The 22949-nt window shown below is 68.7% G+C and carries 20 protein-coding genes; 13 read left to right on the forward strand and 7 right to left on the reverse strand.

Annotated features, from left to right (window positions below; all coding sequences use genetic code 11):
* Position 1: 1 nt before the first annotated feature.
* The gene (locus ASD05_RS11495) at positions 2 to 1459 is read right to left on the reverse strand and encodes a glycosyltransferase family 2 protein (RefSeq protein ID WP_056591982.1); all 1458 of its coding nucleotides are present in this window, start codon (positions 1457 to 1459) and stop codon (positions 2 to 4) included.
* A 137-nt stretch (positions 1460 to 1596) separates the two neighbouring features.
* On the opposite strand from ASD05_RS11495, the gene ASD05_RS11500 reads away from it, so the two are divergent.
* Entirely contained in the window at positions 1597 to 2157 is a 561-nt protein-coding gene (locus ASD05_RS11500; protein ID WP_056591985.1) for a cytochrome b, read from the forward strand.
* Positions 2154 to 3011 (forward strand): alpha/beta fold hydrolase, encoded by an 858-nt coding sequence (locus ASD05_RS11505; protein WP_056591990.1) that lies wholly within the window; start codon positions 2154 to 2156, stop codon positions 3009 to 3011. Before ASD05_RS11500 ends, ASD05_RS11505 begins: the two co-directional genes overlap by 4 nt.
* A 7-nt stretch (positions 3012 to 3018) precedes the next feature.
* Here the strand turns inward: ASD05_RS11505 and ASD05_RS11510 are convergent, their stop codons facing one another.
* Both ASD05_RS11510 and ASD05_RS11515 read right to left on the reverse strand, forming a co-directional pair.
* On the reverse strand, positions 3019 to 4026 hold the full coding sequence (locus ASD05_RS11510) for a Bug family tripartite tricarboxylate transporter substrate binding protein (RefSeq protein ID WP_056591993.1): 1008 nt from the start codon (positions 4024 to 4026) through the stop codon (positions 3019 to 3021).
* Positions 4023 to 5018 carry a Bug family tripartite tricarboxylate transporter substrate binding protein gene (locus tag ASD05_RS11515; RefSeq protein ID WP_056591996.1) on the reverse strand — a complete coding sequence of 332 codons (996 nt, stop codon included), beginning with the start codon at positions 5016 to 5018 and terminating at the stop codon, positions 4023 to 4025. Before ASD05_RS11515 ends, ASD05_RS11510 begins: the two co-directional genes overlap by 4 nt.
* A 155-nt stretch (positions 5019 to 5173) precedes the next feature.
* Here ASD05_RS11515 and ASD05_RS11520 point away from each other — a divergent pair, with 155 nt between their 5' ends.
* The 7 genes from ASD05_RS11520 (at position 5174) to ASD05_RS11550 (ending at position 13394) form a co-directional block, all read left to right on the forward strand.
* Entirely contained in the window at positions 5174 to 6625 is a 1452-nt protein-coding gene (locus ASD05_RS11520) for an FAD-dependent oxidoreductase (RefSeq protein ID WP_056591999.1), read from the forward strand.
* 78 nt (positions 6626 to 6703) lie between these two features.
* The gene (locus ASD05_RS11525; protein WP_056592002.1) at positions 6704 to 7543 is read left to right on the forward strand and encodes an IclR family transcriptional regulator; all 840 of its coding nucleotides are present in this window, start codon (positions 6704 to 6706) and stop codon (positions 7541 to 7543) included.
* Between the two features lie 53 nt (positions 7544 to 7596).
* On the forward strand, positions 7597 to 8892 hold the full coding sequence (locus ASD05_RS11530) for an aconitase X (RefSeq protein ID WP_056592006.1): 1296 nt from the start codon (positions 7597 to 7599) through the stop codon (positions 8890 to 8892).
* Positions 8893 to 9019: 127 nt separating this feature from the next.
* Positions 9020 to 9469 (forward strand): aconitase X swivel domain-containing protein, encoded by a 450-nt coding sequence (locus ASD05_RS11535; protein ID WP_056592009.1) that lies wholly within the window; start codon positions 9020 to 9022, stop codon positions 9467 to 9469.
* A complete protein-coding gene (locus ASD05_RS11540; protein WP_056592012.1) occupies positions 9466 to 11166 on the forward strand; it encodes a dihydroxy-acid dehydratase in 1701 nt (566 codons plus the stop codon). The genes ASD05_RS11535 and ASD05_RS11540 overlap by 4 nt, the downstream gene beginning before the upstream one ends.
* A gap of 117 nt (positions 11167 to 11283) precedes the next feature.
* Positions 11284 to 12411 (forward strand): porin, encoded by a 1128-nt coding sequence (locus ASD05_RS11545; RefSeq protein ID WP_056592014.1) that lies wholly within the window; start codon positions 11284 to 11286, stop codon positions 12409 to 12411.
* Between the two features lie 17 nt (positions 12412 to 12428).
* The gene (locus tag ASD05_RS11550) at positions 12429 to 13394 is read left to right on the forward strand and encodes a Bug family tripartite tricarboxylate transporter substrate binding protein (protein ID WP_056594290.1); all 966 of its coding nucleotides are present in this window, start codon (positions 12429 to 12431) and stop codon (positions 13392 to 13394) included.
* On the opposite strand, the gene ASD05_RS11555 is transcribed toward ASD05_RS11550, so the two are convergent.
* Positions 13381 to 14208 carry an aldo/keto reductase gene (locus tag ASD05_RS11555; RefSeq protein WP_157610080.1) on the reverse strand — a complete coding sequence of 276 codons (828 nt, stop codon included), beginning with the start codon at positions 14206 to 14208 and terminating at the stop codon, positions 13381 to 13383. The two genes, ASD05_RS11550 and ASD05_RS11555, sit on opposite strands and share 14 nt — an antisense overlap.
* 194 nt (positions 14209 to 14402) lie before the next feature.
* Complete coding sequence (locus tag ASD05_RS11560; protein ID WP_056592020.1) at positions 14403 to 15533, reverse strand: ABC transporter substrate-binding protein; 1131 nt, start codon at positions 15531 to 15533, stop codon at positions 14403 to 14405.
* A 116-nt stretch (positions 15534 to 15649) separates the two neighbouring features.
* On the opposite strand from ASD05_RS11560, the gene imuA reads away from it, so the two are divergent.
* The 4 genes from imuA (at position 15650) to ASD05_RS11580 (ending at position 22120) form a co-directional block, all read left to right on the forward strand.
* Positions 15650 to 16462, forward strand: a complete 813-nt coding sequence (gene imuA / locus ASD05_RS11565; protein WP_056592023.1) for a translesion DNA synthesis-associated protein ImuA — start codon at positions 15650 to 15652, stop codon at positions 16460 to 16462.
* Complete coding sequence (locus ASD05_RS11570; protein ID WP_056592025.1) at positions 16431 to 17777, forward strand: Y-family DNA polymerase; 1347 nt, start codon at positions 16431 to 16433, stop codon at positions 17775 to 17777. The genes imuA and ASD05_RS11570 overlap by 32 nt, the downstream gene beginning before the upstream one ends.
* Entirely contained in the window at positions 17770 to 21126 is a 3357-nt protein-coding gene (locus ASD05_RS11575) for an error-prone DNA polymerase (RefSeq protein ID WP_056592028.1), read from the forward strand. The genes ASD05_RS11570 and ASD05_RS11575 overlap by 8 nt, the downstream gene beginning before the upstream one ends.
* Before the next feature lie 73 nt (positions 21127 to 21199).
* Entirely contained in the window at positions 21200 to 22120 is a 921-nt protein-coding gene (locus ASD05_RS11580) for a hypothetical protein (protein ID WP_056592031.1), read from the forward strand.
* An 18-nt stretch (positions 22121 to 22138) separates the two neighbouring features.
* Here the strand turns inward: ASD05_RS11580 and thpR are convergent, their stop codons facing one another.
* A complete protein-coding gene (gene thpR, locus ASD05_RS11585; protein ID WP_056592034.1) occupies positions 22139 to 22654 on the reverse strand; it encodes an RNA 2',3'-cyclic phosphodiesterase in 516 nt (171 codons plus the stop codon).
* A gap of 12 nt (positions 22655 to 22666) precedes the next feature.
* Positions 22667 to 22870 carry a hypothetical protein gene (locus ASD05_RS11590; protein ID WP_056592037.1) on the reverse strand — a complete coding sequence of 68 codons (204 nt, stop codon included), beginning with the start codon at positions 22868 to 22870 and terminating at the stop codon, positions 22667 to 22669.
* Between the last annotated feature and the right edge of the window lie 79 nt (positions 22871 to 22949).

Genomic DNA, 22949 nt, shown 5'->3' on the forward strand with positions numbered 1-22949 from the left:
TTCAGCCTCGCCGTACACCCTCGGCATCCACCAGCCCGACGCGTGTTTGCCGCCCCCAGGTGCCACGCCCGGTCAGGAACATCCACCAGCCCCAGGCCGCGCCCGTGTGACGCAGGACCTGGAAGGTGAAGGGCTCGACCAGCGCGGCCAGGAGGGCCTGCACCATGTTGGCTTCGCTGCCGTGGCCGATCCAGCGCCGATACAGGTACACCGACCACAGGTGGAAGACGAGGTCGAGCACGATCTTCGCGCCGATCACGCCGGCCACCGGCGCGAGCACGCCGAAGTTGCCGCGCACCAGGTACACCAGCAGCAGCCCGAAGGCCGCAAGGCCGTAGAGCGGCTGCAGCGTGTCGATGGCCTTCACCGGCAGCATCGCAACGCCGAGCCAGCCGTAGCGCCGGTCGCCGACCATGGCGCGGTACCAGAACTGCGTCTGCAGGAAGCCGCCGAACCAGCGGCGGCGCTGGCGCAGGAAGGCGCCCGTGCTGCTGGGCGCATCGGTGTGGGCCTGCGCGTCGCCCAGCACGCGCACCGTCCATGGCAGGCCGTGGGCCTGGGCGTGGCGGTGCAGGCGGTGGATGAGCTCGTAGTCTTCCACCAGGCAGTCGGTGTCGAAGCCGCCCACGGCGCACACCGCGTCGGTGCGAAAGCCGGCGAAGGCGCCCGAGATCAGCAGCAGGCCGTTGACGCGCATCCACGCATAGCGCGAGAGGAAGTTGCGGATGTACTCGTAGGTCTGGAACCACTGGAAGCAGCGGCCGGCCAGCGTGCGGCTGCACACCGGGATGATGACGCCGGTGGCGGCCACCAGGTTGGGCTCTTCGGAGAACGCCCGGCGCACGGCGCCGATGGCCTGCGTGTCGAGCAGCGTGTCGCCATCGACCGTGAGCACGGTGTCGGTGTCGATGCACAGGACGGCCGCGTTCAGCGCGACCGCCTTGCCGCCGTGCGGCAGGCGCAGCCAGTAAAGAGAGGGATGCGTGGCGCTGGGCGCGCTCAGCTCGCCCGGGGCCGGCGCGACGAGCCCGTAGCGCGTGGTCAGCAGCTCGGCCGTGCCGTCGGTCGAGCCGTCGTCGGCGATCACGATGCGGTCGGGCACGTCGGCCTGGCCGAGCAGGGCGGCCAGCGTCACGGGCAGCACGGCGGCCTCGTTGTGCGAGGCGACGATCACGCCCAGCGTGTTGCGCCGGGTCGCGGATGTGACAGCGGGCAGGGGACGCGGCCGCAGGATCGGCAGCGTCATCCACGCCACGAACAGCAGCAGCACCGTGTCGTAAAGCACATAGGCCACGCCCACCGACCATGAGGCGACGTTGCCGAACTTGAAGGCCATGGCGAAGAGCAGCGCCCAAAGCACGAGCACGCCGCCATGGATGAGCCAGCTTCGCAGCGGAGTATTGGGGGGCGACAGGCGCGGCGATGCGGCCGCGAAGGCGCGTTGGAGAGAATCGTTCAAGTGAAGGTGCCCCGGGGCGACAGTCGGTCGTTCGTCGATACGCAAAAACTCGGCCTGCGGTTTCGAAAATCCCGGGCAAAGCCGGGACAATCGCACGCGCCTTCGACTGAGTCGCCTCACGCCCGAAAATTCCCCGCATGCTCGCACAAACCCGCTACACCCGAACCGCCATCGTGCTGCACTGGCTGGTCGCGGTGCTCATGATCGCCAACATCGTCCTGATCCTGCTGGTCGACCACTACCCCGACGACTGGGTGCGCCCGGCCGTCGACACCCACAAGTCGATCGGCATCACCGTGCTGGGCCTTGTGATCCTGCGGCTCCTCTGGCGCGCCACGCATAAACCGCCACCCATGCCGGGCTCGTACGGTGCACTCGAACGGTTCGCGGCGCATGCGGCCCATGGCGCGCTGTACCTGCTGATGGTTTTGCTGCCGCTGTCGGGCTGGATGCACGACTCGGCCTGGAAGGACGCGGCCACCCACCCGATGCAGCTCTTCGGCCTGTTCGAATGGCCGCGCATCGGCTGGATCATGGCCATCGAGCCTGCCGTGAAGGAAACCTGGCACACCGTGCTGGGCGGTGTGCACGCCTGGGCAGGCTATGTGCTGTACGTGCTCTTCGGGCTGCACGTGCTGGGTGCGCTCAAGCACCAGTTCCTCGATGGCGAGGCCGAACTACAGCGGATGCTGCCATGACGACACCGCAGACCGGGGCACGCGACCTCATCGCGCGCATCGACGCGCTCTCCACCCACCACGACCCGGTGCACGAGGGCGTGCGCGTGCGCTGGCGGCGCTTCGGCACCGACACGACGAAGCCTCCGCTGGTGCTGCTGCACGGCGGCCACGGCAGCTGGATGCATTGGCTGCGCAACGCCGAGGCGCTCTCGGCCGGCCGCACGCTGTGGCTGCCCGACATGCCGGGCTTCAACGAATCCGACGCGCTGCCCCGCGTGGCGCCCGGCGAAGACCCGCTGCAGCCGCTGCTCGCTGCGCTTGGCGGCACGCTCGACCAGCTCGTCGGCGCGGGCAGCGTCATCGACCTCGGCGGCTTCTCCTTCGGCGGGCTGACGGCCGCGCGCTTCGGGGCCGGGCGCGGGGCAGTGCGCCGCTTCGCGCTGATCGGCAGCGGCGGCCACGGCACGCTGCGGCGCATGACGGCGCAGATGATCAACTGGCGCGCCGCCCCCGACCGCGAAGCCGAACGCGCCGCGCTGCTACACAACCTGGGCGCGCTGATGCTGCACGAGAAGTCCGCCATCGATGCGCTGGCCTTCGAGATCCACGACATCTCCTGCCACGGCACGCGTTTTCGCAGCAAGGAGGTGTCGCAGTCGGGCGGGCTGCAGCAGGCGCTTGGCACTTTGGGCGTGCCGACGCTGCTGCTGTGGGGCGAGTTCGACGTCACAGCCGATCCGCGCCCGCTGGTGGCGCAGCTTGCCGCCGAAGGACCGGCGCGCGAAGGCGTGGTGATCGACGGCGCCGGGCACTGGGCGCAGTACGAGCGCGCCGACGAGGTCAACGCGCGGCTTTCGGAGTTCTTCCGCTGAGCCTGGCTTACTGGGACTGCTTCACCAGCCCGAGCTTGCGGATGATGTCGCCCCACTGGTCGTAGGTCGCGCGCGTCAGGTCGGCCAACTGCTGCGGGCTCGACGACTCGGCCTCGTACGCACCCTGGCGGAAGAAGTCTCGCGTGGCCGGCATCGCCAGCACTTGCGCCAGCGCGGCGTTGAGTTTCTCGACCACCGGCGCCGGCATGCGCGCCGGCCCGTAGAAGCCCAGCCAGCTAGGCATGTCCACGCCGCTCACGCCCTGTTCGCCCATGGTGGGCACGTCCGGCAGCATCGGGCTGCGCTTCGGTGCGGCCACCGCCAGCATACGCACCTTGCCGGTGGCGGTGTTCTGGATGGCGTTGGGCGCCGCGTCGAAGTAGTACTGGACGCGGCCCGCGAGGAAGTCCTTGGCGGCGTCGGCGCCGCCCTTGTACGGCACGTGCACCACGTCCAGCCCGGCCTGCCGCGCGAAGGCCTCGCCGTAGATGTGCGAGGAGGTGCCGGTGCCGAAGGAGGCGTAGCTCATCTTCCCCGGGTTGGCCTTGATGTACGCCACCAGCTCCTGCACCGTGCGCGCCGGCACGCTCGCGTGCACGGTCAGCACCAGCGGGCCGCGCGCGCCGAGCGAAATCGGCGTCAGGTCCTTGAACGGGTCGTAGCGCACCTGCGCCAGCGTCTGCGGGTTCTGCGCCACCACGGAGGAGGGCGCGTACATGAAGGTGTAGCCGTCGGGCGCGGCGCGGATCACTTCCTCCGTCGCGAGGATGAAGCTCGCGCCCGGCCGGTTTTCCACGATCACCGGCGTCTGCAGCACCTCGGCGAGCTTGTTGGCGATGAAGCGCGCCTGCGCGTCCGAGGCGCCGCCGGCCGCCAGGCCCAGCACGATGCGGATGGTGCGGCCCTTCTCCGGAAAGGGCGCGGCGGCATGCGCAAGCAGCGGAGGCACGGCTGCGCCGAGCGCGAGCCAGGCGGCAACGCGGCGGCGGCGAAGAGAAACAAGCCTGTCGTTCATTGCTTGACAAACCCCACCTGCTGCACCATCGCGCCCCAACTGTCGTAGGTCGAGCGCGTGATGCTGGCGAACTCCGCCGGTGTGGTGGAGCCGGCCTCGTAGCCGCCGCTGCGGTAGAACTCGCGCACCTGCGGCATCGCCAGCACCTTCGCCAGCGCGGCGTTGAGCTTCTCGACCACCGGCGCCGGCATGCGCGCCGGCCCGTAGAAGCCCAGCCAGCTCGGCAGGTCGAGCCCGGCATAGCCCTGCTCGGCGAAGGTGGGCACGTCGGGCAGCGCGGCAATGCGCGCATTGGCCGCCACCGCGAGGATCTTCACCTTGCCGGTGGAGGCGGTGATGATGGCCGAGGAGGCCGAGTCGAACATGTACTGCACGCGCCCGCCGATCAGGTCCTTCGCCGCGTCGGAGCCGCCCTTGTACGGGATGTGCACCGCGTCGATGCCGGTCTTCTTCACGAAGGCCTCGCCGTAGATGTGCGAGGAGGTGCCCGCGCCGAAGGAGGCGTAGCTCACCTTGCCCGGGTGCGCCTTCACGTAGGCCACCAGTTCCTTCACGTTGTTCACCGGCACGGTGGTGCTCAGCGACAGCACCAGCGGCCCGCGCCCGCCCATCGAGATGGCGGTGAAGTCCTTGAACGGGTCGTAGGGCACCTGCGCGAAGGTGTGCGGGTTCTGCGCCATGGTGGACGAGGGTGCGTACAGCAGCGTGTAGCCGTCGGGCTGGGCGCGCGACACCTCGTTGGCCGCCAGCATGGTGCTGGCGCCGGGCTTGTTGTCCACGATCACGCTGGTGTTCAGGACCTCGCCGAGCTTCTGCGCAACGATGCGCGCCTGCGCGTCGGTGCCGCCGCCGGCCGTGAAGCCCACGACGATGCGGATGGGCTTGCCGCGCACCGGAAAGTCCTGCGCCAGCGCCAATGGCGCGAGGCCCAGCAGGGCCGCGGCGCTGAGGGCCGAGCCGAAGGCACGGCGGGTGCCGTGAAGTTTTCTCATTGTTGTCTCCGTTGGATTGCTTTTTCAATATTGATCTTGAAATCCATAAAAATCCATATTTGTTAGGGAATACCCCAAATATTGACTCTTTGAGTTTGACAAAATGGAAAGTGAAATCAAAATACGACGAAACAAGCCAAGCCGAGAACGCATTCATGAAAACTGTCGTCCGTACCGACGAGCGCATCCTGTCCTCCGACATCTTCGACCGCGACAGCCGCGTCAAGCGGCCTGACCACGGCAGCTGGGCCGAGCCCGGCAAGAGCATCCCGGTCTATCACCGCTGCGGCGTGCTGGTGGTGGGCGGCGGCCCCTCGGGCACCGCGGCCGCCGCCGCCGCCGCTCGTGCGGGCGCCGACGTGGCGCTGCTGGAGCGCTACAACCACCTGGGCGGCCTTTCCACCGGTGGCCTGGTCATCTGGATCGACCGCATGACCGACTGGGAAGGCAAGCTGGTGATCCGCGGCTTCGCCGAAGAGCTGTTCGACCGCCTGCCGGCCGACGCCATCGCCGGCCCGGTGCGCGAGGACTGGGGCTCGCAGGACGCCGCCAAGGCCGCGCACTGGTCGCAGCGCACCGCGGCGTACCACGGCGTCGTCACCTGGTCGCCCACCATCGACCCCGAGCGGCTGAAGCTGCTCTCGCAGGAGATCGTGCTGGAGCGCAAGGTCAAGCTCATCTACCACTCATGGGCCGCCATTCCCATCGTGCAGGACGGCGCGGTGAAGGGCGTGGTGTTCGAGAGCAAGGAAGGCCGCATGGCCATCATGGCCGACGTGGTGGTCGACGCCACCGGCGACGGCGACCTGTTCGCCCGCGCCGGCGCCGAGTATGTGAACGACATCGAGGAGGCCGACGTGCATCACTGCATGAACACCTCCTGGCTCTTCGGCGGCGTGGACATGAACCGCTGGATCGAGTTCAAGGCCGGCAAGCCCGAGGCCTTCACCGCCTTCATGGCCGGCGGGCGCGAGCAGTGCGGCCTCTTCGAGCGGCCCTTCGTCTCCTGGCGCAACGACGTGGCGCTCTTCATGGGGCCGCGCCAATCGGGCTATTCGGCGCTCGACGTGGACGACCTCACCGCCGTGGAAGTGCGCTCGCACCGCGCCATGGCCGCGCACCTCGACTACTTTCGCGCCCATGCGCCGGGCTTCGAGAACGCCTACCTGATGCTGAGCGCGCCGCAGATCGGCGTGCGCCATGCGCGGCGCCTGAGCGGCGTGGGCTCGGTGCTGCGCAACCAGTGGCCTGACGGCGTGCCGCTGGCCGACGAGATCGGCGTGTCGCCCGCCGTCTCGCCCAAGTTCCCGAACATCTCCATTCCCTACGGCGCGTTGGTGCCGAAGCAGCTCGACGGACTGCTGGCCTGCGGGCGCCACATCTCGTGCGACCGCAACTCGCACGGCTTCATGCGCGAGATTCCGCAGTGCTGGATCACCGGCCAGGCCGCGGGCGTGGCGGCGGCGCTGGCCTCGCGCGGCGGCATCGCGCCGCGCTTCATCGACGTGGGCGCGCTGCAGTCCGGCCTGCTGGAGCAGGGCGTGTACCTGCGTGCCGGGGCGGGGCAGGACGCTGCGCCGCTGGCCACGGCCGAGGCCGGCGCCTGACGCACATGCAAGGCCATGAACCCGGCAGCCCTGCGTTCGCGAGCCTCTACATTGGAGAGTCTTGCGAAGGATTTCTCCATGTCCACTGAAAAAAACGACAGTTCCCTGTCCGCCGAGCCGGCCGACGCGCGCGGCGAGCGCTCCGACACCGTGAGCGCGCTGGAGCGTGGCATCTCTGTGCTGCGCTGCTTCAGCGAAGACCGCCCGGTGCTCGGGCATGCCGACCTGGCGCGCATGACCGGCATTCCGCGCGCCACCGTCAACCGGCTGGTCGCCACGCTGCTCTCGCTGGGCATGCTCAAGCCCGCGCAGGCGCCCGACCGCTTCATGCTCGGGCCGGGCGTGGTGTCGCTGTCGCGCGTGTTCCTCGGCAGCCTCGACGTGCGCGCCGCCGCGCGGCCCAGCATGCAGGCGATGGCGGAAGAAGTCGGCGCCTCGGTCTACCTGGCCATTCGCGACGGCATGGAGATGGTGCTGATCGAAGCCTGCCGCCCGCGCTCGTCGATGCTCTCGGCGCGGCTCGACGTGGGCTCGCGCGCGCCGCTGGCCAACTCGGCGCTCGGCCGCTCCTATCTTTCGGCGCTGCCCGAGGCGCAGCGCAACCAGCTCATCGATTCGATGCGCCTTCTGCGCGGCCCCGAGTGGGACAGCATCGCGCCCGGCATGAACCGCGCCATCGGCGAGTCGAAGCGGCTGGGCTATTGCCTCTCGCTCGGCGAGTTCCACCGCGAGATCAACTCGGTGTCGGTGCCTCTCATCGGGCCCGACGGCGAGGTGATGGCGCTCAACGGCGGCGGCGCCGCCTTCGTCTTCAGCGAGGAGCGCCTGCGCAACGAACTCGCGCCGCGCCTGCACGACATCGCGCTGAGCATCGCGCGCGACATCGGCGGCCACGTACCCACACCCTCGCCGGGCTAGCAGTCCCGGCCGGGGTTCATTCCCCACGACACAGAAGAACGGAGACACAGGTCATGCACCTGAGCGATGAAGAAAAAGCCATGTACGACGGGCGCGACGGCCCGGCGGTGCAGAAGGCGATGGACCTGCTGGTGCGCTACGGCGAAGCCCTCGGCGCCGAGCGACTGGTCGAGACGCGCAACGTCTGCGCCACCATCACCTCGACCACGCCCTTCCAGCGCGACTTCGCGCTCGCCAAGGGCGGCGGCATGGACGCGGTGTTCTCCGAATTCAGCCTCGACAGCCAGGAGACCGTCGAGATACCGAAGTTCAAGGTCTTCACCAGCCACCTGCAGCTGGGCTTCGACCCCGGCCAGCCCGAGCGCATGGGCGTGAGCGAGGAGATCGTGCGCTTCTACGAGAAGAGCGAACGCCACGCCGCCGGCCTCGGCGCGCAGATCATGAACACCTGCACGCCCTACCAGGTGGGCAACATCCCGACGCGCGGCGAGCACTGCGCGTGGATGGAGTCGTCGGCGGTGGTCTATTGCAATTCGGTGCTGGGCGCGCGCACCAACACCGAAGGCCGCGAGAGCACCGGCGCGGCCATGCTCACCGGGCGCATTCCGTACTGGGGATACCACCTCGACGAGAACCGCCATGCCACGCACGTGGTCGAGCTCGACATCGAGGTCGAGTCGGTGCAGGACTGGGGCCTGCTCGGCTACTACATCGGCGAACACGTGCAGGAGCGCGTGCCTGTGGTGCACAGCCGGCGCGGCATCTCGCGGGTGCCGAACCTGCCGAGGCTCAAGCACTTCGGCGCGGCGGCATCCTCCTCGGGCGGCGTGGAGATGTATCACATCGCGGGCGTCACGCCCGAGGCGCTCACGCTCGAACAGGCACTCGGCGGACGCGCGCCGGCGCAGGTGCTGCGCTACGGCGAGGCCGAGCGCCGCGCCACCTACGAGAAGATCAACATCACGGGCAAGGACGCCGAGGTGCAGTACGTGATGCTTGGTTGCCCGCACTACACCATCGAGCAGATCTGGGAGGCCGCGCAGCTCATCGAGGGCCGCAAGGTTCACGCCGACTGCGAGCTGTGGATCTTCACGCCGCGCGCCATCAAGTCGCTGGCCGACCGCAACGGCTACACGAAGATCATCGAGGACGCGGGCGGCATCATCATGGGCGACAGCTGCTCCGCCATGAGCCGCGCCGTGCCCAAGGGCACGAAGACCGTGGCGCTCGACTCGGCCAAGCAGGCCCACTACCTGCCCGCCATCCTCGGCGTGCAGGCCTGGTTCGGCAGCACCGCCGAATGCATCGATGCTGCCTGCACGGGGCGATGGAATGGAGGCATGCAATGAGGCTCGCTCTCCGGACTTTCTCCCTCCCCTCATGGGGGAGGGCTGGGGTGGGGGCATGCGGCGCACCCATCGAGCGCTCTGCCAGCCCCCATCCCAACCTTCCCCCAGAGGGGGAAGGAGCAAAACCATGAGCGCGATCGCACACAACATGGTTCCTCTGGTCATTCGCGGCCGCAAGGTGGTGGGCGGCATCGCGGAAGGCGAAGCGCTGGTCACGCGCGACCGCATCTCGGGCTGGGGCGGCATCGATCCGCGCACCGGCACCGTCATCGAGACGCGGCACGAGCTGCGCGGCCGGAGCTTCGCGGGCAAGGTGCTGGTGTTTCCGGGCGCCAAGGGCTCCTCGGGCTGGTCGGCCATGTTCCACATGACGCGGCTCATGAACTCGGCGCCCGCCGCGTTCCTGTTCAACGAGATGACGACCAAGATGGCGCTGGGCGCGGTGGTCACGCACGCGCCTTCGATGACCGACTTCGAGCGCGATCCGCTCGAATGCATCGAGACCGGCGACTGGGTGCGCGTGGATGCCGACCGTGGCGTGATCGAGATCACCAAGAAGAGGGGAGCCCAGCCATGACCCGCCCCCTGCGCAGCAACTTCCCGCGCGGCTCCTACCTCTGGTCGGTGCGCAACGCGCACTGGCGCGCGCTCGGCATTCCGGAGGAGGACTGTGAGAAGCCCAAGATCGCCATCGTCAACAGCTCCTCCGAGCTGGCCGCCTGCTTCAGCCACCTCGACCGCGTCGCGGCCGAGATCAAGGCCGCCATCCGCGCGGCCGGCGCCGTGCCCTTCGAGATCCGCACGGCCGCGCCCAGCGACTTCATCACCGGCGCGGGCGCGCGCGGCGCCTACATGCTGGCGGCGCGCGACCTCGTCACCAACGACATCGAGGTGGCCGTCGAAGGCGCGCAGCTCGACGGCATGGTGTGCCTCACCTCTTGCGACAAGACCGTGCCGGGCCAGCTCATGGCGGCCGCGCGGCTGAACATACCGACGCTGCTGGTGCCCTGCGGCTACCAGCCCAGCGGCGAGTACAAGGGCCACCACATGGACATCGAGGAGGTGTTCATCGGCGCGATGCACGCCGTCACGGGCAACCTGCCGGTGGAAGAGCTCGTGGGCATGAGCCGCGAGGCCATCCGCGGCCCGGGCGTGTGCTCGGGCCTGGGCACGGCGAACTCGATGCACATCGTCTGCGAAGCGCTCGGCATGGCGCTGCCGGGCAGCGCGCCGGTGGCCGCGCTGAGCCCGAAGATGATGGCCGACGTGCGCGCGGCCGGCACGCGCATCGTGCAGATGGTGTGGGACGACCTGAAGCCCCGCGACATCCTCACGCCAGGTGCCTTCGCCAACGCAGTGCGCGCGGTGCTTTCCATCGGCGGCTCGCTCAACACTGCCAAGCACCTGCAGGCGGTGGCGACCGAAGGCGAGTGCGGCGTCGACGTGTACGGCATGTTCGAGCGCCTCGGCCCTGAAACGCCGGTGCTGGCCGGTGTGCGGCCCATCGGCGCGCATTCGATCGAGGCTTTCGAGGCGGCGGGCGGCTGCCGCGCGCTGATGAAGCAGCTCGAGCCGTTGCTCGACACGGGCGCGCTCACCGTCACCGGTGGCACGGTCGCCGACAACCTGCGCGATGCCGAAGTGGCCGACGCCGAGGTGATTCGCCCCATCGGCCGCCCGGTGGCACCGCTGCCGGCCATCGTGCTGCTGCGCGGCAACCTCGCGCCCGAGTCGGGTCTCATCAAGACCGGCATCGCCGAGCGCAAGGTGCGCCGCTTCACCGGCCCGGCTGTGTGCTTCTGGACTTCGGACGCCGCCATCGCCGCGCTGAAGAAGGGCGAGATCGTGCCCGGTCAGGTCGTCGTGATGCGTGGCGCCGGTGCCTGCGGCGGCCCGGCCATGGGCGGCGGTGCGTCGCGCGTGGTCTTCGCCGTCGACGGCGCGGGGCTGGGCGACCAGGTGGCGCTGCTGACCGACGGGCATCTCTCGGGCCTGGTCTGCAAGGGGCTGGTGGTGGCCGAGGTGTCGCCCGAGGCCGCGCTCGGCGGACCGCTGGGACTGGTGCGCGACGGCGACACCATCACCATCGACCTCGATGCACGCCGCCTCGACATCGAACTGACAGACGCCGAACTGCAGGCGCGCCGCGACGACTGGCAGGCACCGCCGCCGGCGCATGACACCGGCTGGCTGCAGCAGTACCGGCGCAACGTGGGGCCGCTCTCGAAGGGCGCCGTGCTCGTGCGCGCCGAGCGGGCCGAGCCCTCGAGCTAGACCTTTTTCACCCCGGCCTTCGCCAACCGGTGCGCACACCCGAGCGCACCCGGTGGCGCAGCCCTGCGCGTGTTCCGAGTTTTTCAACCGAAGAGAAGAAGCAGGAGACAAGAAACCATGAAGAGAATCTTGATGTGGTCGGCGCTGGGACTGGCCGGCACCGGCGTGGCGCACGCGCAGTCGAGCGTCACGGTGTTCGGCGTGATGGACCTCGGCATCCAGTACACGAACGGCGTCGGTGGCGGCTCGGTGAAGGCGCTGTCGAACGGCGGGCTGTCCACCAGCCGGCTGGGCTTTCGCGGCACTGAGGACCTGGGCGGCGGCCTGCGCGCGGGCTTCTGGCTCGAAGGCAGCCTGAACCCCGACACCGGCACCGGCCGCCCGAGCAACAGCAACAACCAGACGAGCGGCGCGGGCACGGCGGGGCCGATCACCTTCGACCGCATGTCCTTCGTGAGCCTCTCGTCGGACACGCTGGGTGAAGTGCGGCTGGGCCACGACTTCATTCCCACGCACTACAACAGCATCTACTTCGACCCCTTCAACGCCAACGGCGTGGCGCGCGCGGGCAACCTCACCTTTGCCGGCGTGGGCACCGGGCCGCTGCCCACGGCCATCACCGGCAGCAACACCGTGAGCTACTGGCTGCCGCCCAACCTCGGCGGCTTCTACGGCATGGCGATGGCAGGCACGGGCGAGAACGATTCCACCGTGGCGAACCGCCACGACGGCAACTTCGCCGGTGCGCGCTTCGGCTTCGCCTCGGGCGTGTTCGACATCGCGGCGGCAGTCACGCGCTCCCATTTCGATGCCACCGCCACCATCGGCAACTACACGCACGCCAACATCGGCGGCTCGTGGGATGCGGGCTTTGCCAAGTTCTTCGCGCTCTACAACAAGGTGACGGTGAAGCTGGCGGCCGGCACGGTGCGCAAAAACACGGCCGAGATCGGCGCGCACATCCCGGCCTTCGAGGTGGGGCGCATCCGCATCAGCTACGCCTACCTCGACGACCGCAGCGACGAGAGCCTGCGCAACGCCAACGGCATGCCGCGCAACCGCAACGACGCGCGGCAGTTCGGCATCGGCTACGTGCACAACCTCTCCAAGCGCACCGCGCTCTACGGCACCTACGCGCGGCTCATGAACAGCGGGCAGGCGCGCTACGTGGTCAGCGGCGGCGTGGCGCCGGCGGCCGGGCAGCGCTCGACCGGATGGGAATTCGGCGTGCGTCATCTCTTTTGAAGCGGAGGGCCTTCATCATGCGACGCAGGACATTCACGCTGGCGGCCCTTGCCGCCGGTACGGCATTGCCGGGAACGGCGGCATGGAGCGCCGATGGGTTTCCCAACAAGCCGTTGAAGCTGATCGTGGGCTTCGCGGCCGGCGGCGGCGCCGACGTGCTCACGCGCATCATCGCGGAGGGGCTGGCCAAGCAGCTCGGCCAGCAGGTGATCGTGGAGAACCGGCCCGGCGCCGACGGCGTGCTGGCCGCGCAGGCCACCTCGTCGGCCAAACCCGACGGCTACACGCTCCTGATGGGCACCAACACCGCGATGGTGGCCGCGCCCACGCTGCGGCCGACGCCGCCCTACGACCCCTTCAAGGCCTTCACGCCGATCAGCTCGGCCGGGCAGTTCTCGATGTTCCTGGTGGTGCCCACCAGTCTGCCGGTGAAGAGCGTGAACGAGCTGCTCGCGCTGGTGGCCTCGAAGCCCGGCGCGCTCAACTCGGCGTCGAGCAACAGCGCCTCGGAACTCGCGATGCTGCAGCTGCTGGGCGACCGCAAGGTGGTCAACGCGCGTTACAAGGGCGACATGCAGGCCATGACCGACCTGCTGGGCGGGCAGATCCAGATGATGTTCACCACCGGCACGCTGGCGCCGGGCTTCGTGAAGGAAGGGCGCATCCGCGCGCTGGTGACGCTGCTGCCGCAGCGCAGCGCACTGTTGCCCGACGTGCCCACGGGCGGCGAGCTGGGGCTGGGCAAGCTCACCATCACGCCATGGGCCGGCTTCTTCGGGCCGCCCGGGCTGCCGCAGGCGATCACCGAAAGGCTCTCGCAGGAGCTGCAGAACACGTTGAAGCGCCCCGAGGTGCATGCGCAATTGGTGCAACAGGGCTTCGAGGGCTACGGCATGAGCCCCGCGAAGTTCGCCGAGTTCTTCCGCGCACTGTACGACGCCTTCGGCGCCACCGTGCGCGAGCACAACGTCAAGTTCGAATAGCGGCGGCTTCTCGCTGCCAGAAGGCCGCGTCGGGAAAACTGCCCGCGCCGGCTGCCGCGTTGTCGGCCATGTGTTCGGCGCGACTGGTGCCCGGTATGGCGCAGGTCACGGCCGGATGGCTCAGCACGAACTTCAGCAGCACCTGCGCCCAGCTCGTGCAGCCGATCTCGCCGGCCCAGGCGGGCAGGGGCCGGTCGCGCAGCCGGCGCAGCAGTCCGCCGCCGCCGAAGGGCATGTTGACGATCACCGCCACGCCGCGCTCGGCCGCCAGCGGCAGCAGGCGCTGCTCGGCCTCGCGCGCGTCGAGCGAGTAGTTGATCTGCAGGAAGTCGAGCTTCTCGGCCTTGAGCACCGCTTCGACCTCGCCGTAGGCCGAGGCGGTGTAGTGCGTGATGCCGATGTAGCGCACGCGGCCTTGCTCCTTCCAGCCGTGCAGCGTGGCGAGGTGCGTGCGCCAGTCGACGAGGTTGTGCACCTGCATCAGGTCCATGCGCTGCGTGCGCAGCCGCGCGAAGGACTGCTCCATCTGCGCGATGCCGGCCTCGCGGCCCGAGGTCCAGACCTTGGTGGCGAGAAAGGCCTTGCCTTGCAGCTTCGACGCGGCCAGCAGCTCGCCGGTGCTTTCCTCGGAGCGGCCGTACATCGGCGAGCTGTCGATCACCGTGCCGCCGGCCGCGAACAGTGCGTCGAGCACGCCGGGCAGGCGCGCGTATTCCTCGCTGCCGGGGCGCTGGTCGAAGCCGATCCAGGTGCCGCAGCCGATCACGGGCAGGGCCTCCTGGGTGGAGGGGATGGGGCGGGTGTTCATCTTCATCGCAGGCCTGCCTTGTTGCTGGGCGAAGGAGGGGAGCGCGGCGCCGGCGCAAAGTGCGACGCTCGCGCGCAGCAGCCGGGCGCGCGTGAGAGCGGGAAGGTGGGGCTCGTTCGTGAAAGGCGTCGTCACGGACGAAATTCTGCGCCGGCAGGTTCCGGCTTGGAACCTGTCGGGGCCAGCAGCAGGCAGGGCCCTCAGCGCAGGTAGCGCCCGTCGGCCTTCAGCATCGACAGCTCGGAGAAGGTGAGGCCGCGGTGCTCGCCGGGCCGGTACGACACCGCAATGCCGCCGATGTCGAGCGTCTTGAACGACTCCAGGCCCTTCTGCAGCGATTCCGGCGTCGGGTTCGCCCCGGCGCGCTTCAGGCCTTCGACCATGACCTTCGCAGCGACGTAGCCCTCGAGGCTGGCATAGCCGAACTCGGTCGCGCCGATCTTCTTCATGGCCGCCTGGTACTCGGCGATCACCGGCATCGCGTTGTTCCAGGGATAGGGAACGACCTGCGAGATGACCACCCCGGCCGCGTCCTTCTTGATGTCCTGGAACAGCTTCTGCCCGTTCAGGAAGGAGAACGAATAGAAGGCCGTCTCGTTGCCCGTCGCGCGATAGGCCGTGATGAACTTCGCCGCCACCTCGTTGGTGGCCGCCAGCACCACCGCCTTGGGCTTGAGCTTGGCCAGCTCCGCGGCGCGCTCGGCGGCGTCGGAGCCGTCGTTCTTGATCGCCACGCTGCCGGCCATCTTCTCGCCGCGCTCGGCAATGAACTTCTGCGTGCTTTCCAGCGCCGACCGTGCGCCCGGGTTGTCGTTGTGGGCGAAGGCGATGCGCGAGAGGCCGATCGTGAAGAGGTGGTTCACGATGCGGCTGTACTCCTCGTCGAAGCTGATGCGCACCGGGAAGCCGTATTCGGTGGGCTTCACCACCGGGCCAGAACCCGTGTAGGGCCCGACGATGGGAACCTTGAGTTCGTTGGCCGCCTTGATCGCGCCGATCGACGACGAAGTGCCGATGGGCATCAGCACGCCGATGGCGCCGTCCTTCACGAAGGTCTTGACGTTCTCGGCGCCCTTGGCGGGGTCGTAGGCATCGTCGAGCTGGCGCAGCTCGACCGGCCGGCCGTTGATGCCGCCGCTCGCGTTCACCGCGGCGAACATGGCACGGATGCCGAGCAGGGGCTCGGGCGACAGGGACGCCAGCGGCCCCGTCTGCACGTAGGTCTGGCCGATCAGGAGCGGCTTGGTCTGCGCCTGCACCGCAGACGGAAGCCCCAGGACAGTGGAGAGAGCGACAAAGGCCGAAGCCAGCAGATGAATCTTTTTGTGCATGTTGGTAACTTAGTGTTAGCGATGCCATCTTAAGGCGATGGCCCTGCCAGGTAAATCGGGTCTTTGGTTGCGGCCTGGAAGGTACTGTATAAAAATACAGTTAACAGTCTTCACCCATGGGCCTCCCTTTCCTCGACTCCTTTTCCGCTGCCGCGGGCCGTGGCGTCTGGCATGCCGACGAACTCGGCTTGGCCGACGCGCAGGTCGCCGCCACCGGTCACGCCGCGCTCGATGCGCAGCTGCCGGGCGGCGGCTGGCCGGTGGGTGCGATGACGGAACTGCTGCAAACCACACCTGAGGCCCATGTCTGGCGGCTGCTGCTGCCCGCGCTGGCGCAGGCGGTGCAGGCGCGCGGCGGGCCGGTGGTGCTGGTCGGTGCGCCTTATGAACCCTGCGGGCCGTCGCTCGCAGCGCAGGGGCTGCCGGTGGAGGCCCTGATGTGGGTCGGGAGCGAGGCTCCGGCCGCGCGGCTGTGGGCCTGCGAGCAGGCGCTGCGCTGCGCGGACATCGCCGCCGTCGTGGCGTGGCTGCCACAGGCGCGGGTGGGCGAATTGCGGCGGTTGCAACTGGCGGCCGCGCAGCACGAGGTGTTGCTGTTCGTATGCCGGCCCGAATCGGCCGCGCTGTCGGCCTCGCCGGCGCGGCTGCGCATCCGCGCCGGACGCTGCGAATCGGATGCGTCGCAGATCGAGCTGCACATCCTCAAGCGCCGCGGCCCGCCGCTGGCCGCGCCGGTGATGCTGCCGGCGCGCAATGAACGCATGGCCGCATTGCTGGCCGCCGCCCGGCTGCGGCGCAAGCTGCGGTTGCAGCAGTCGGGCACGGTGCCGGCCGGCGAGACGGCAGCGCCTTCGGCGACCGTGGTGCGCATCGACGCGTGGAAAGGAGGGGGCCCGGATGCACTGGATCGCCTTGCAGTGGTCGCTTGACGCCGACACGCCCGACGCTCCCGCGCTGCCCACGCCCGAATCGCTGGGCTGGTGGGCGCTGCAGTACACCCCGCACGTCGCCTGGCAGGACGAAGCGCTGATGCTCGAAGTCTCCGCCTGCGAGCGCCTGTGGGGCGGGCGGTTGCAGCTGATGCGCCAGTTGCTGGCCGCCAACCCCGCGCCCGATGTGCGCATGCTGGGCGCGCAGGGCGCCACGAGCCTGATCGCGCTGGCGCGGCTGCGCCTGTTCGAGCGCGACGAGAACAGGCCCCAGGACATTCCGGCCGGCCTGCCGCTCGACACCCTGAGCGCCGCGCGTGAGCACCTCGACCTGCTCGCGCGCCTGGGCTGCCGCACCTGGGGCGATGTGGCGGCACTGCCGCGCGGCGGCCTCACGCGGCGCTTCGGCACCGGCTTGCGCGAGGCGCTCGACGCCGCCTGGGGCCTGCGCCCCGAAAGCCATGCCTGGCTCACGCTGCCCGACGTGTTCGAACAGAAGCTCGAACTGCCCGCGCTGGCCGAGACCGCGCCCGAACTCATGTGGTCGGCCAACCGGCTGCTGTCGGCCCTGCAGATCTGGCTGCGCGCCCGTCAGCGCGGTGCGAGCGCGCTCGAGCTGCAATGGACGCTCGACCTCAAGCGCTTCAACGGCGTGAACCTGCCGCCGCACCAGCAGGTCACCGTGCGCACGGCCGAGCCCACGCAGGACATGGCGCACCTGCGCCGCCTGCTGTCGGAAAAGCTCGCCCTCACCACGCTCGCGGCGCCCGCGAGCTGGCTCAGGCTGCGCACGCTCGAAACCGATGCGTGGGCCGGCGCCAGCACCAGCTTCCTGCCCGAGGACAACCGCAAGGGCGACAGGCTGCACGAGATGGTCGAGCGGCTCAGCGTGCGGCTCGGAGCGCAGCAGGTGGTGGTGCCGTCGGCGCAGGCCGACCACCGGCCCGAGCGCAAGCAGGCGTGGCGGCCCGCGCTGCAAAAGGAGAACGCGCCCGCCAAGGCCCGCAAGGACGAAAAAACCGCAGCCTCGCAGCCCGATGCCATCTACCCGCCGTGGCTGTTGCCCGAGCCGCTGCTGCTCGAAATGGACGGCGAGCGCCCGTGCTACCGCGGCCCGCTGAGCAGGCTGATCGGGCCGCAGCGTGTCGAGGCCGGCTGGTGGGGCGACAAGGAAGACGGCGGCCAGCCCGCCATGCGCGACTACTACGTCGCCGAAAGCCCCGAAGCCGGCCTGGTGTGGATCTTCCGAGAGCGGCCCTCCGCGCGCTTTTCTGCCGGCGAGGTGCGCTGGTACCTGCAGGGGTTCTATGCCTGACCTGAGCGGCAAGCAACTGCGTGGACGCAACTCGGCGAAGGTGCATGCGCTGCCTTTGCCGCTGCGCGGGAAGCCCGCGTTCACGCTGCCCGACTACGCCGAGCTGCATTGCCTCACCCACTTCAGCTTCCAGCGTGGCGCCTCGACGCCGGAGGAAATGGTGGAGCGGGCCTATCAGCTCGGCTACACGGCGCTGGCGATCACCGACGAATGCTCGGTGGCGGGCATCGTGCGCGCGCATGTGGCCCTGCGCGACCTGCCTGCGAAGCTGGACGAGTACGAGCGCGAACATCCCGATGAGCCGCCGATTCCGCGCAATCCCGGTTTCCGCCTGCTGTTCGGCAGCGAGTTCCAGTTCGAGCGCTTCAGGCTCGTGGTGATCGCGAACGGCACCGAAGGCTGGGGCAATCTCTGCGAGTTCATCACCGCCGCGCGCAACACCGAACTGCCCAAGGGCGAGTACCGCGTGAGCTGGGAAGACAGCGACGTGGCCTCGCTGCAGGACTGCCAGGTTCTTTTCGTGCCGCAGCGCAACCCCGGCGGCGCGATGGACACGGCAACGCTGCATGAAGACCTGATGGCCGCCAAGGCGCTGTACGACGACAACCTCTGGCTGGCCGTGGAACTGTTCAACGAGCTCGACGACGACCTCTGGTTCGTCACGCTGATGCAGGCGGGCGAAGAGGCCGGCGTGCCGCTGGTGGCGGCCGGCGACGTGCACATGCATGCGCGTTCGTGCAAGCCGCTGCACGACGTGCTGACGGCCGTGCGCGAAGGAAGGACCGTGGCCGAATGCGGCTTTGCGCTGCAGTCGAATGCCGAACGGCACTTGCGCCCGCGCATGCGGCTGGCGGAGCTCTACCTGCCGCAGATGCTGGCGAACACGCTGGTGGCGGCCGGTCGGTGCAACTTCGATCCCGAGGTGATCCGCGAGAACTACAAGTACCCGCTGGAAAGCGTGGGCAGCCATGAAACACCGGCGCAGACGCTGGTGCGAAAGACGTGGGAGGGAGCGCAGGTCCGCTATCCCCAGGGCGTTCCCGACGTGGTGCGGGCGCAGGTGCAGAAAGAGCTCGACCTGATCCTCGAACTCGAATACGAGATGTTCTTCCTCACCGTGGAAGACATCGTGCGCTTCGCGCGCTCGGAGCACATCCTCTGCCAGGGGCGCGGATCGTCGGCCAATTCCGCAGTCTGCTATTGCCTGGGCATCACCGCGATCAACCCCGAAAAAGGCCACCTGCTGTTCGAGCGCTTCCTGAGCCGCCACCGCCGCGAACCGCCCGACATCGACGTCGACTTCGAGCATCAGAAGCGCGAAGACGTCATCCAGTACATCTACAGGAAGTACGGCCGCGAGCGCGCCGCCATCGCGGCCGTCGTCATCTGCTACCGCTCGCGCAGCGCGTTGCGCGATGTGGGCAAGGCCATCGGCATCGACGAGCGGCTGATCGACGAGTTCGCGAAAGACCACTACTGGTTCGACGACACCGTGCTCGGCGAACAGTTGTTCAAGGCGGCCGCGCGCGTGGGCGTGGAGGAAGACGAACTCAAGCTGGTGCAATGGATCGAGATGACGCAGCGGCTCAAGGGCTTTCCGCGCCACCTGAGCCAGCACGTGGGCGGCTTCGTGCTCACGCACACCAAGCTCACGCGGCTGGTGCCGGTCGAGAAGGCCTCGATGAAAGACCGCTCAGTCATCCAGTGGGAGAAGGACGACCTCGAGGCGATGGGCATGCTCAAGGTCGACGTGCTCGCGCTCGGCATGCTCAGCGCGATCCGCCGGGGACTCGACCACATGAACCGCTGGCGCAACTCGGCGATCGAGATGCATCACATCCCCAACGACGACCAGAAGGTGTTCGACATGATCTGCGATGCCGACACCATCGGCGTGTTCCAGATCGAGAGCCGGGCGCAGATGTCGATGCTGCCGCGCCTGAAGCCCCGGACTTATGAGGACCTCGTGATCGAGGTTGCCATCGTGCGGCCGGGGCCGATACAGGGCGGCATGGTGCATCCGTATCTCAAGCAGCGCGAGCGGGTGCGCAACAATCTGCCGATCCATTACGAGAAAGAAGAATTGCGCGAGGCGCTGGGGCGCACGCTGGGCATCCCGATCTTCCAGGAGCAGGTGATGCAGATCGCGATGATCGCGGCCAAGTTCACTGCCGACGAGGCCGATCAATTGCGCCGCGCCATGGCCGCGTGGAAGCGCAAGGGCGGCCTGGGCAAGTTCCACGACAAGCTCGTGCGGGGCATGGTCGATAACGGCTACAAGGCCAGCTTCGCCGAAGCCATCTTCAAGCAGGTCATGGGCTTCGGCGACTACGGCTTCCCCGAAAGCCACGCTGCCAGCTTCGCGCTCCTGGTCACGATCAGCAGCTGGCTCAAGAACTACGAGCCGGCCTGCTTCCTCGCGGCATTGCTCGATTCGCAGCCGATGGGCTTCTACAGCCCCTCGCAGCTCGTGCAGGACGCGCGGCGCCATGGCGTGGAAGTGCGCCCGGTCGACGTCACGAAGAGCGAGATGGACACCACGCTCGAAGCCCGCGCGCTCGATGCACCGCGCATGCCGCCGGGCACCGATGCGCGCTACGCCGATCGCCTGGGCAACGAGAACCAGCCTGCGGTGCGGCTCGGCCTGAAACGGATCTCGAGCCTCAGCAAACAGGGCGCCGAGCGCTTGCTCGAAGCGCGTGCGCAGGCGCCTTTCACCAGCACCGAAGACCTAGCCCTGCGCGCTGAACTCGACGGCAAGGACATGGCCGCGCTGGCCGCGGCCGATGCACTGATGTCGCTCTCGGGCCATCGCCGCCAGCAGGTGTGGGACGCCACTGCACAGCGCCGCGCACCGGCCCTGCTCAAGGGTGTGCCGATCCACGAACAGGCACTGCTGCTGCCGGCCGCGCCCGAGGGCGAGGAGATCGTCGGCGACTATGCGGCGCTCGGCCTCACGCTGCGCCGCCATCCGCTCGCGCTGCTGCGCCCGCGCCTCGCGCGCATGAAGCTCTTGAGCGCGGAGCAACTGCGTGCGCAGCCCAGCGGCCAGACCGTGCGCGCCTGCGGCATCGTCAAGGGGCGCCAGCGGCCCGGAACTGCCAACGGCACCATCTTTGTCACGCTGGAGGACGAGACCGGCAACGTCAACGTCATCGTCTGGAGCCATGTCATCGAGGCCTGGCGCGAGCCGCTGCTGAAGTCGCACCTGCTCGCGGTGCAGGGCACATGGCAGCGCGACGACGACAGCGGCGGCAAGGTGCAGCACCTGATCGCCACCGGTTTCAAGGACCTGACGCCGCTCATGGGCCGGCTCGCGCTGAGCAACACCAGCCGCGACTTCCATTGACGGGCAAGGGCGAATGCAACCGATCGTTCCATGCCTCGCGCACCCTTCGACTTTTCGCTAACCTGTTTCTCCCATGTCCGCACTCGCTCTTGACTCCGCCGTCGACACGCCGATCGGCCCGCCGCCGCCAGCGCCCGACGTGCCCATACCCGTGCCGCCCCCACCGCCGCCCGGACTTCCGCCCGAGGGCGATCCGCCACCCGTGGAGCCGCCGTTCACCGATCCCGGTTTTCCGCCGCCCGTGGTGGAGCCTCCGCCGCCTATACAGAGAACCGGCGAGGTGCCGTTCGGAAAACTGCATGCGCGGCGGCTGCGCGAGATCTACCGATCCGCGGGGTGGCCCTGCTGCGACGCCATCGAGGTCGAACTGCTCGCCGGCGGCTACCTGGAGCGCGTGCGCGCCGTGCATGGCCACGAGACGCTGCGCGTGACCGACGCCGGCATTGCGCGCATCGCCACCACGCTAACCATCAACCGCGCGGCGCTGTCGCCGCACGAGGCATTGGTCGAGCGCGTGGCGCGCGAGATGACGCGCGGCGGCCGCATCGCATGGCGCGGCCTGGGCCTGCGGGCCCGCTTGCCGCCGCTGGAAGAGGGCGGCAAGCCGCGCTGGTGCGTTGCGCGGCCCGATGTGTTCTCGATTCGCAATACCAGCGTCGAGGTCTATGCGCACCCCATCGTGCACGAGGTGAAGGTGAGCCGCGCCGACCTGCTGGGCGACCTGCGCAAGCCCGACAAGCGCGCGGCCTACCTCGACCTGGGCGGCGAGTGCTGGTACGTGCTGGGCAACGACGCGAAAGGCCGCTGCATCGCCACGCCCGAGGAGGTGCCGGCCGAGTGCGGCGTGATGGTGCTCGAGGGCGAGCGTCTCGTGGTGGCACGCGCGGCCGTGCATCGCGCGTTCGATCGCATTCCGTTTGCGGTGTGGCTTGCGCTGGCCAAGGCGCAGCCGGTCGAGGGCTTCGAGGACGACGCGCAGGACATGCTGATCTGAGCTGTTTTCTTGCGCAGTTCAGTGCAGGGGATAGGAGCCCAGCAGCTCGTGGCGGAACGGGGACGTGAAATGCGAGCGCACCAGGCGGAACTCGGTCGCTGTCCAGCGGATCGGGGTCCGCAATGTGGGCCCTGCGGCATGCTCCGAGTGCCGTGCGATCGTGATGTGCGGTGTCCACACGTGAACCAGAAGGGGAAAGCCGGCCCGCAGCAGCACGTGGGTGATGTCGCGCTGAAGGCGTCGCAATCCTTCGTGCTCGGACAGCTGCATCACCGAGACATTGTTCGGCCAGGTGCACGAGCGGTCGAGCGTGAGCTCCAGCGGCTGCGTCGACACTTCGGCGAGCGCGGCACGCAGGCGTTGCTCGGCGTCTTCCTGTTGGTCGTCGAGGTACTGAAGCGTCAGGTGCAGGCGCTCCAGGGGCGGAAAGGAGCAGCCGCGGGGCCACAACCATTCCTTGCGGTGAGTCTCGATTTTGGCCTGGACTTCCCTGGTAGGAAAAAGCCCGATGAGAAGCTGTCTGCGAGCAGCCATTGCGCACCTCCATCAGGATTCGGATGGCCACCAATTCTCGGCCGTCGTGCGGATCACGCGCGCCGCCTGGACGCGAATGTCGTCCCTGTCGCGGGCTACCTTGAAGGGCCAGGTCGAAATCCGGCCAGTGCGAGAGCGGGAGCGGGCCTGCAACGGGTGCAGCCGGGAGAAAAAAAGAACCTGCGCAGAGGGCGCAGGCGGATTGGCGGTGGTCATGGGCGTCGCCTTGAAGTTGTTCTTGGAGACGACGAATTCTAGGCAAACACTGTGTTTGTGTACAGTATGTTTCCGGGCT

Origin of the sequence: Variovorax sp. Root434, from assembly GCF_001426595.1 — a bacterium.
Classification (GTDB): Bacteria; Pseudomonadota; Gammaproteobacteria; order Burkholderiales; family Burkholderiaceae_C; genus Variovorax.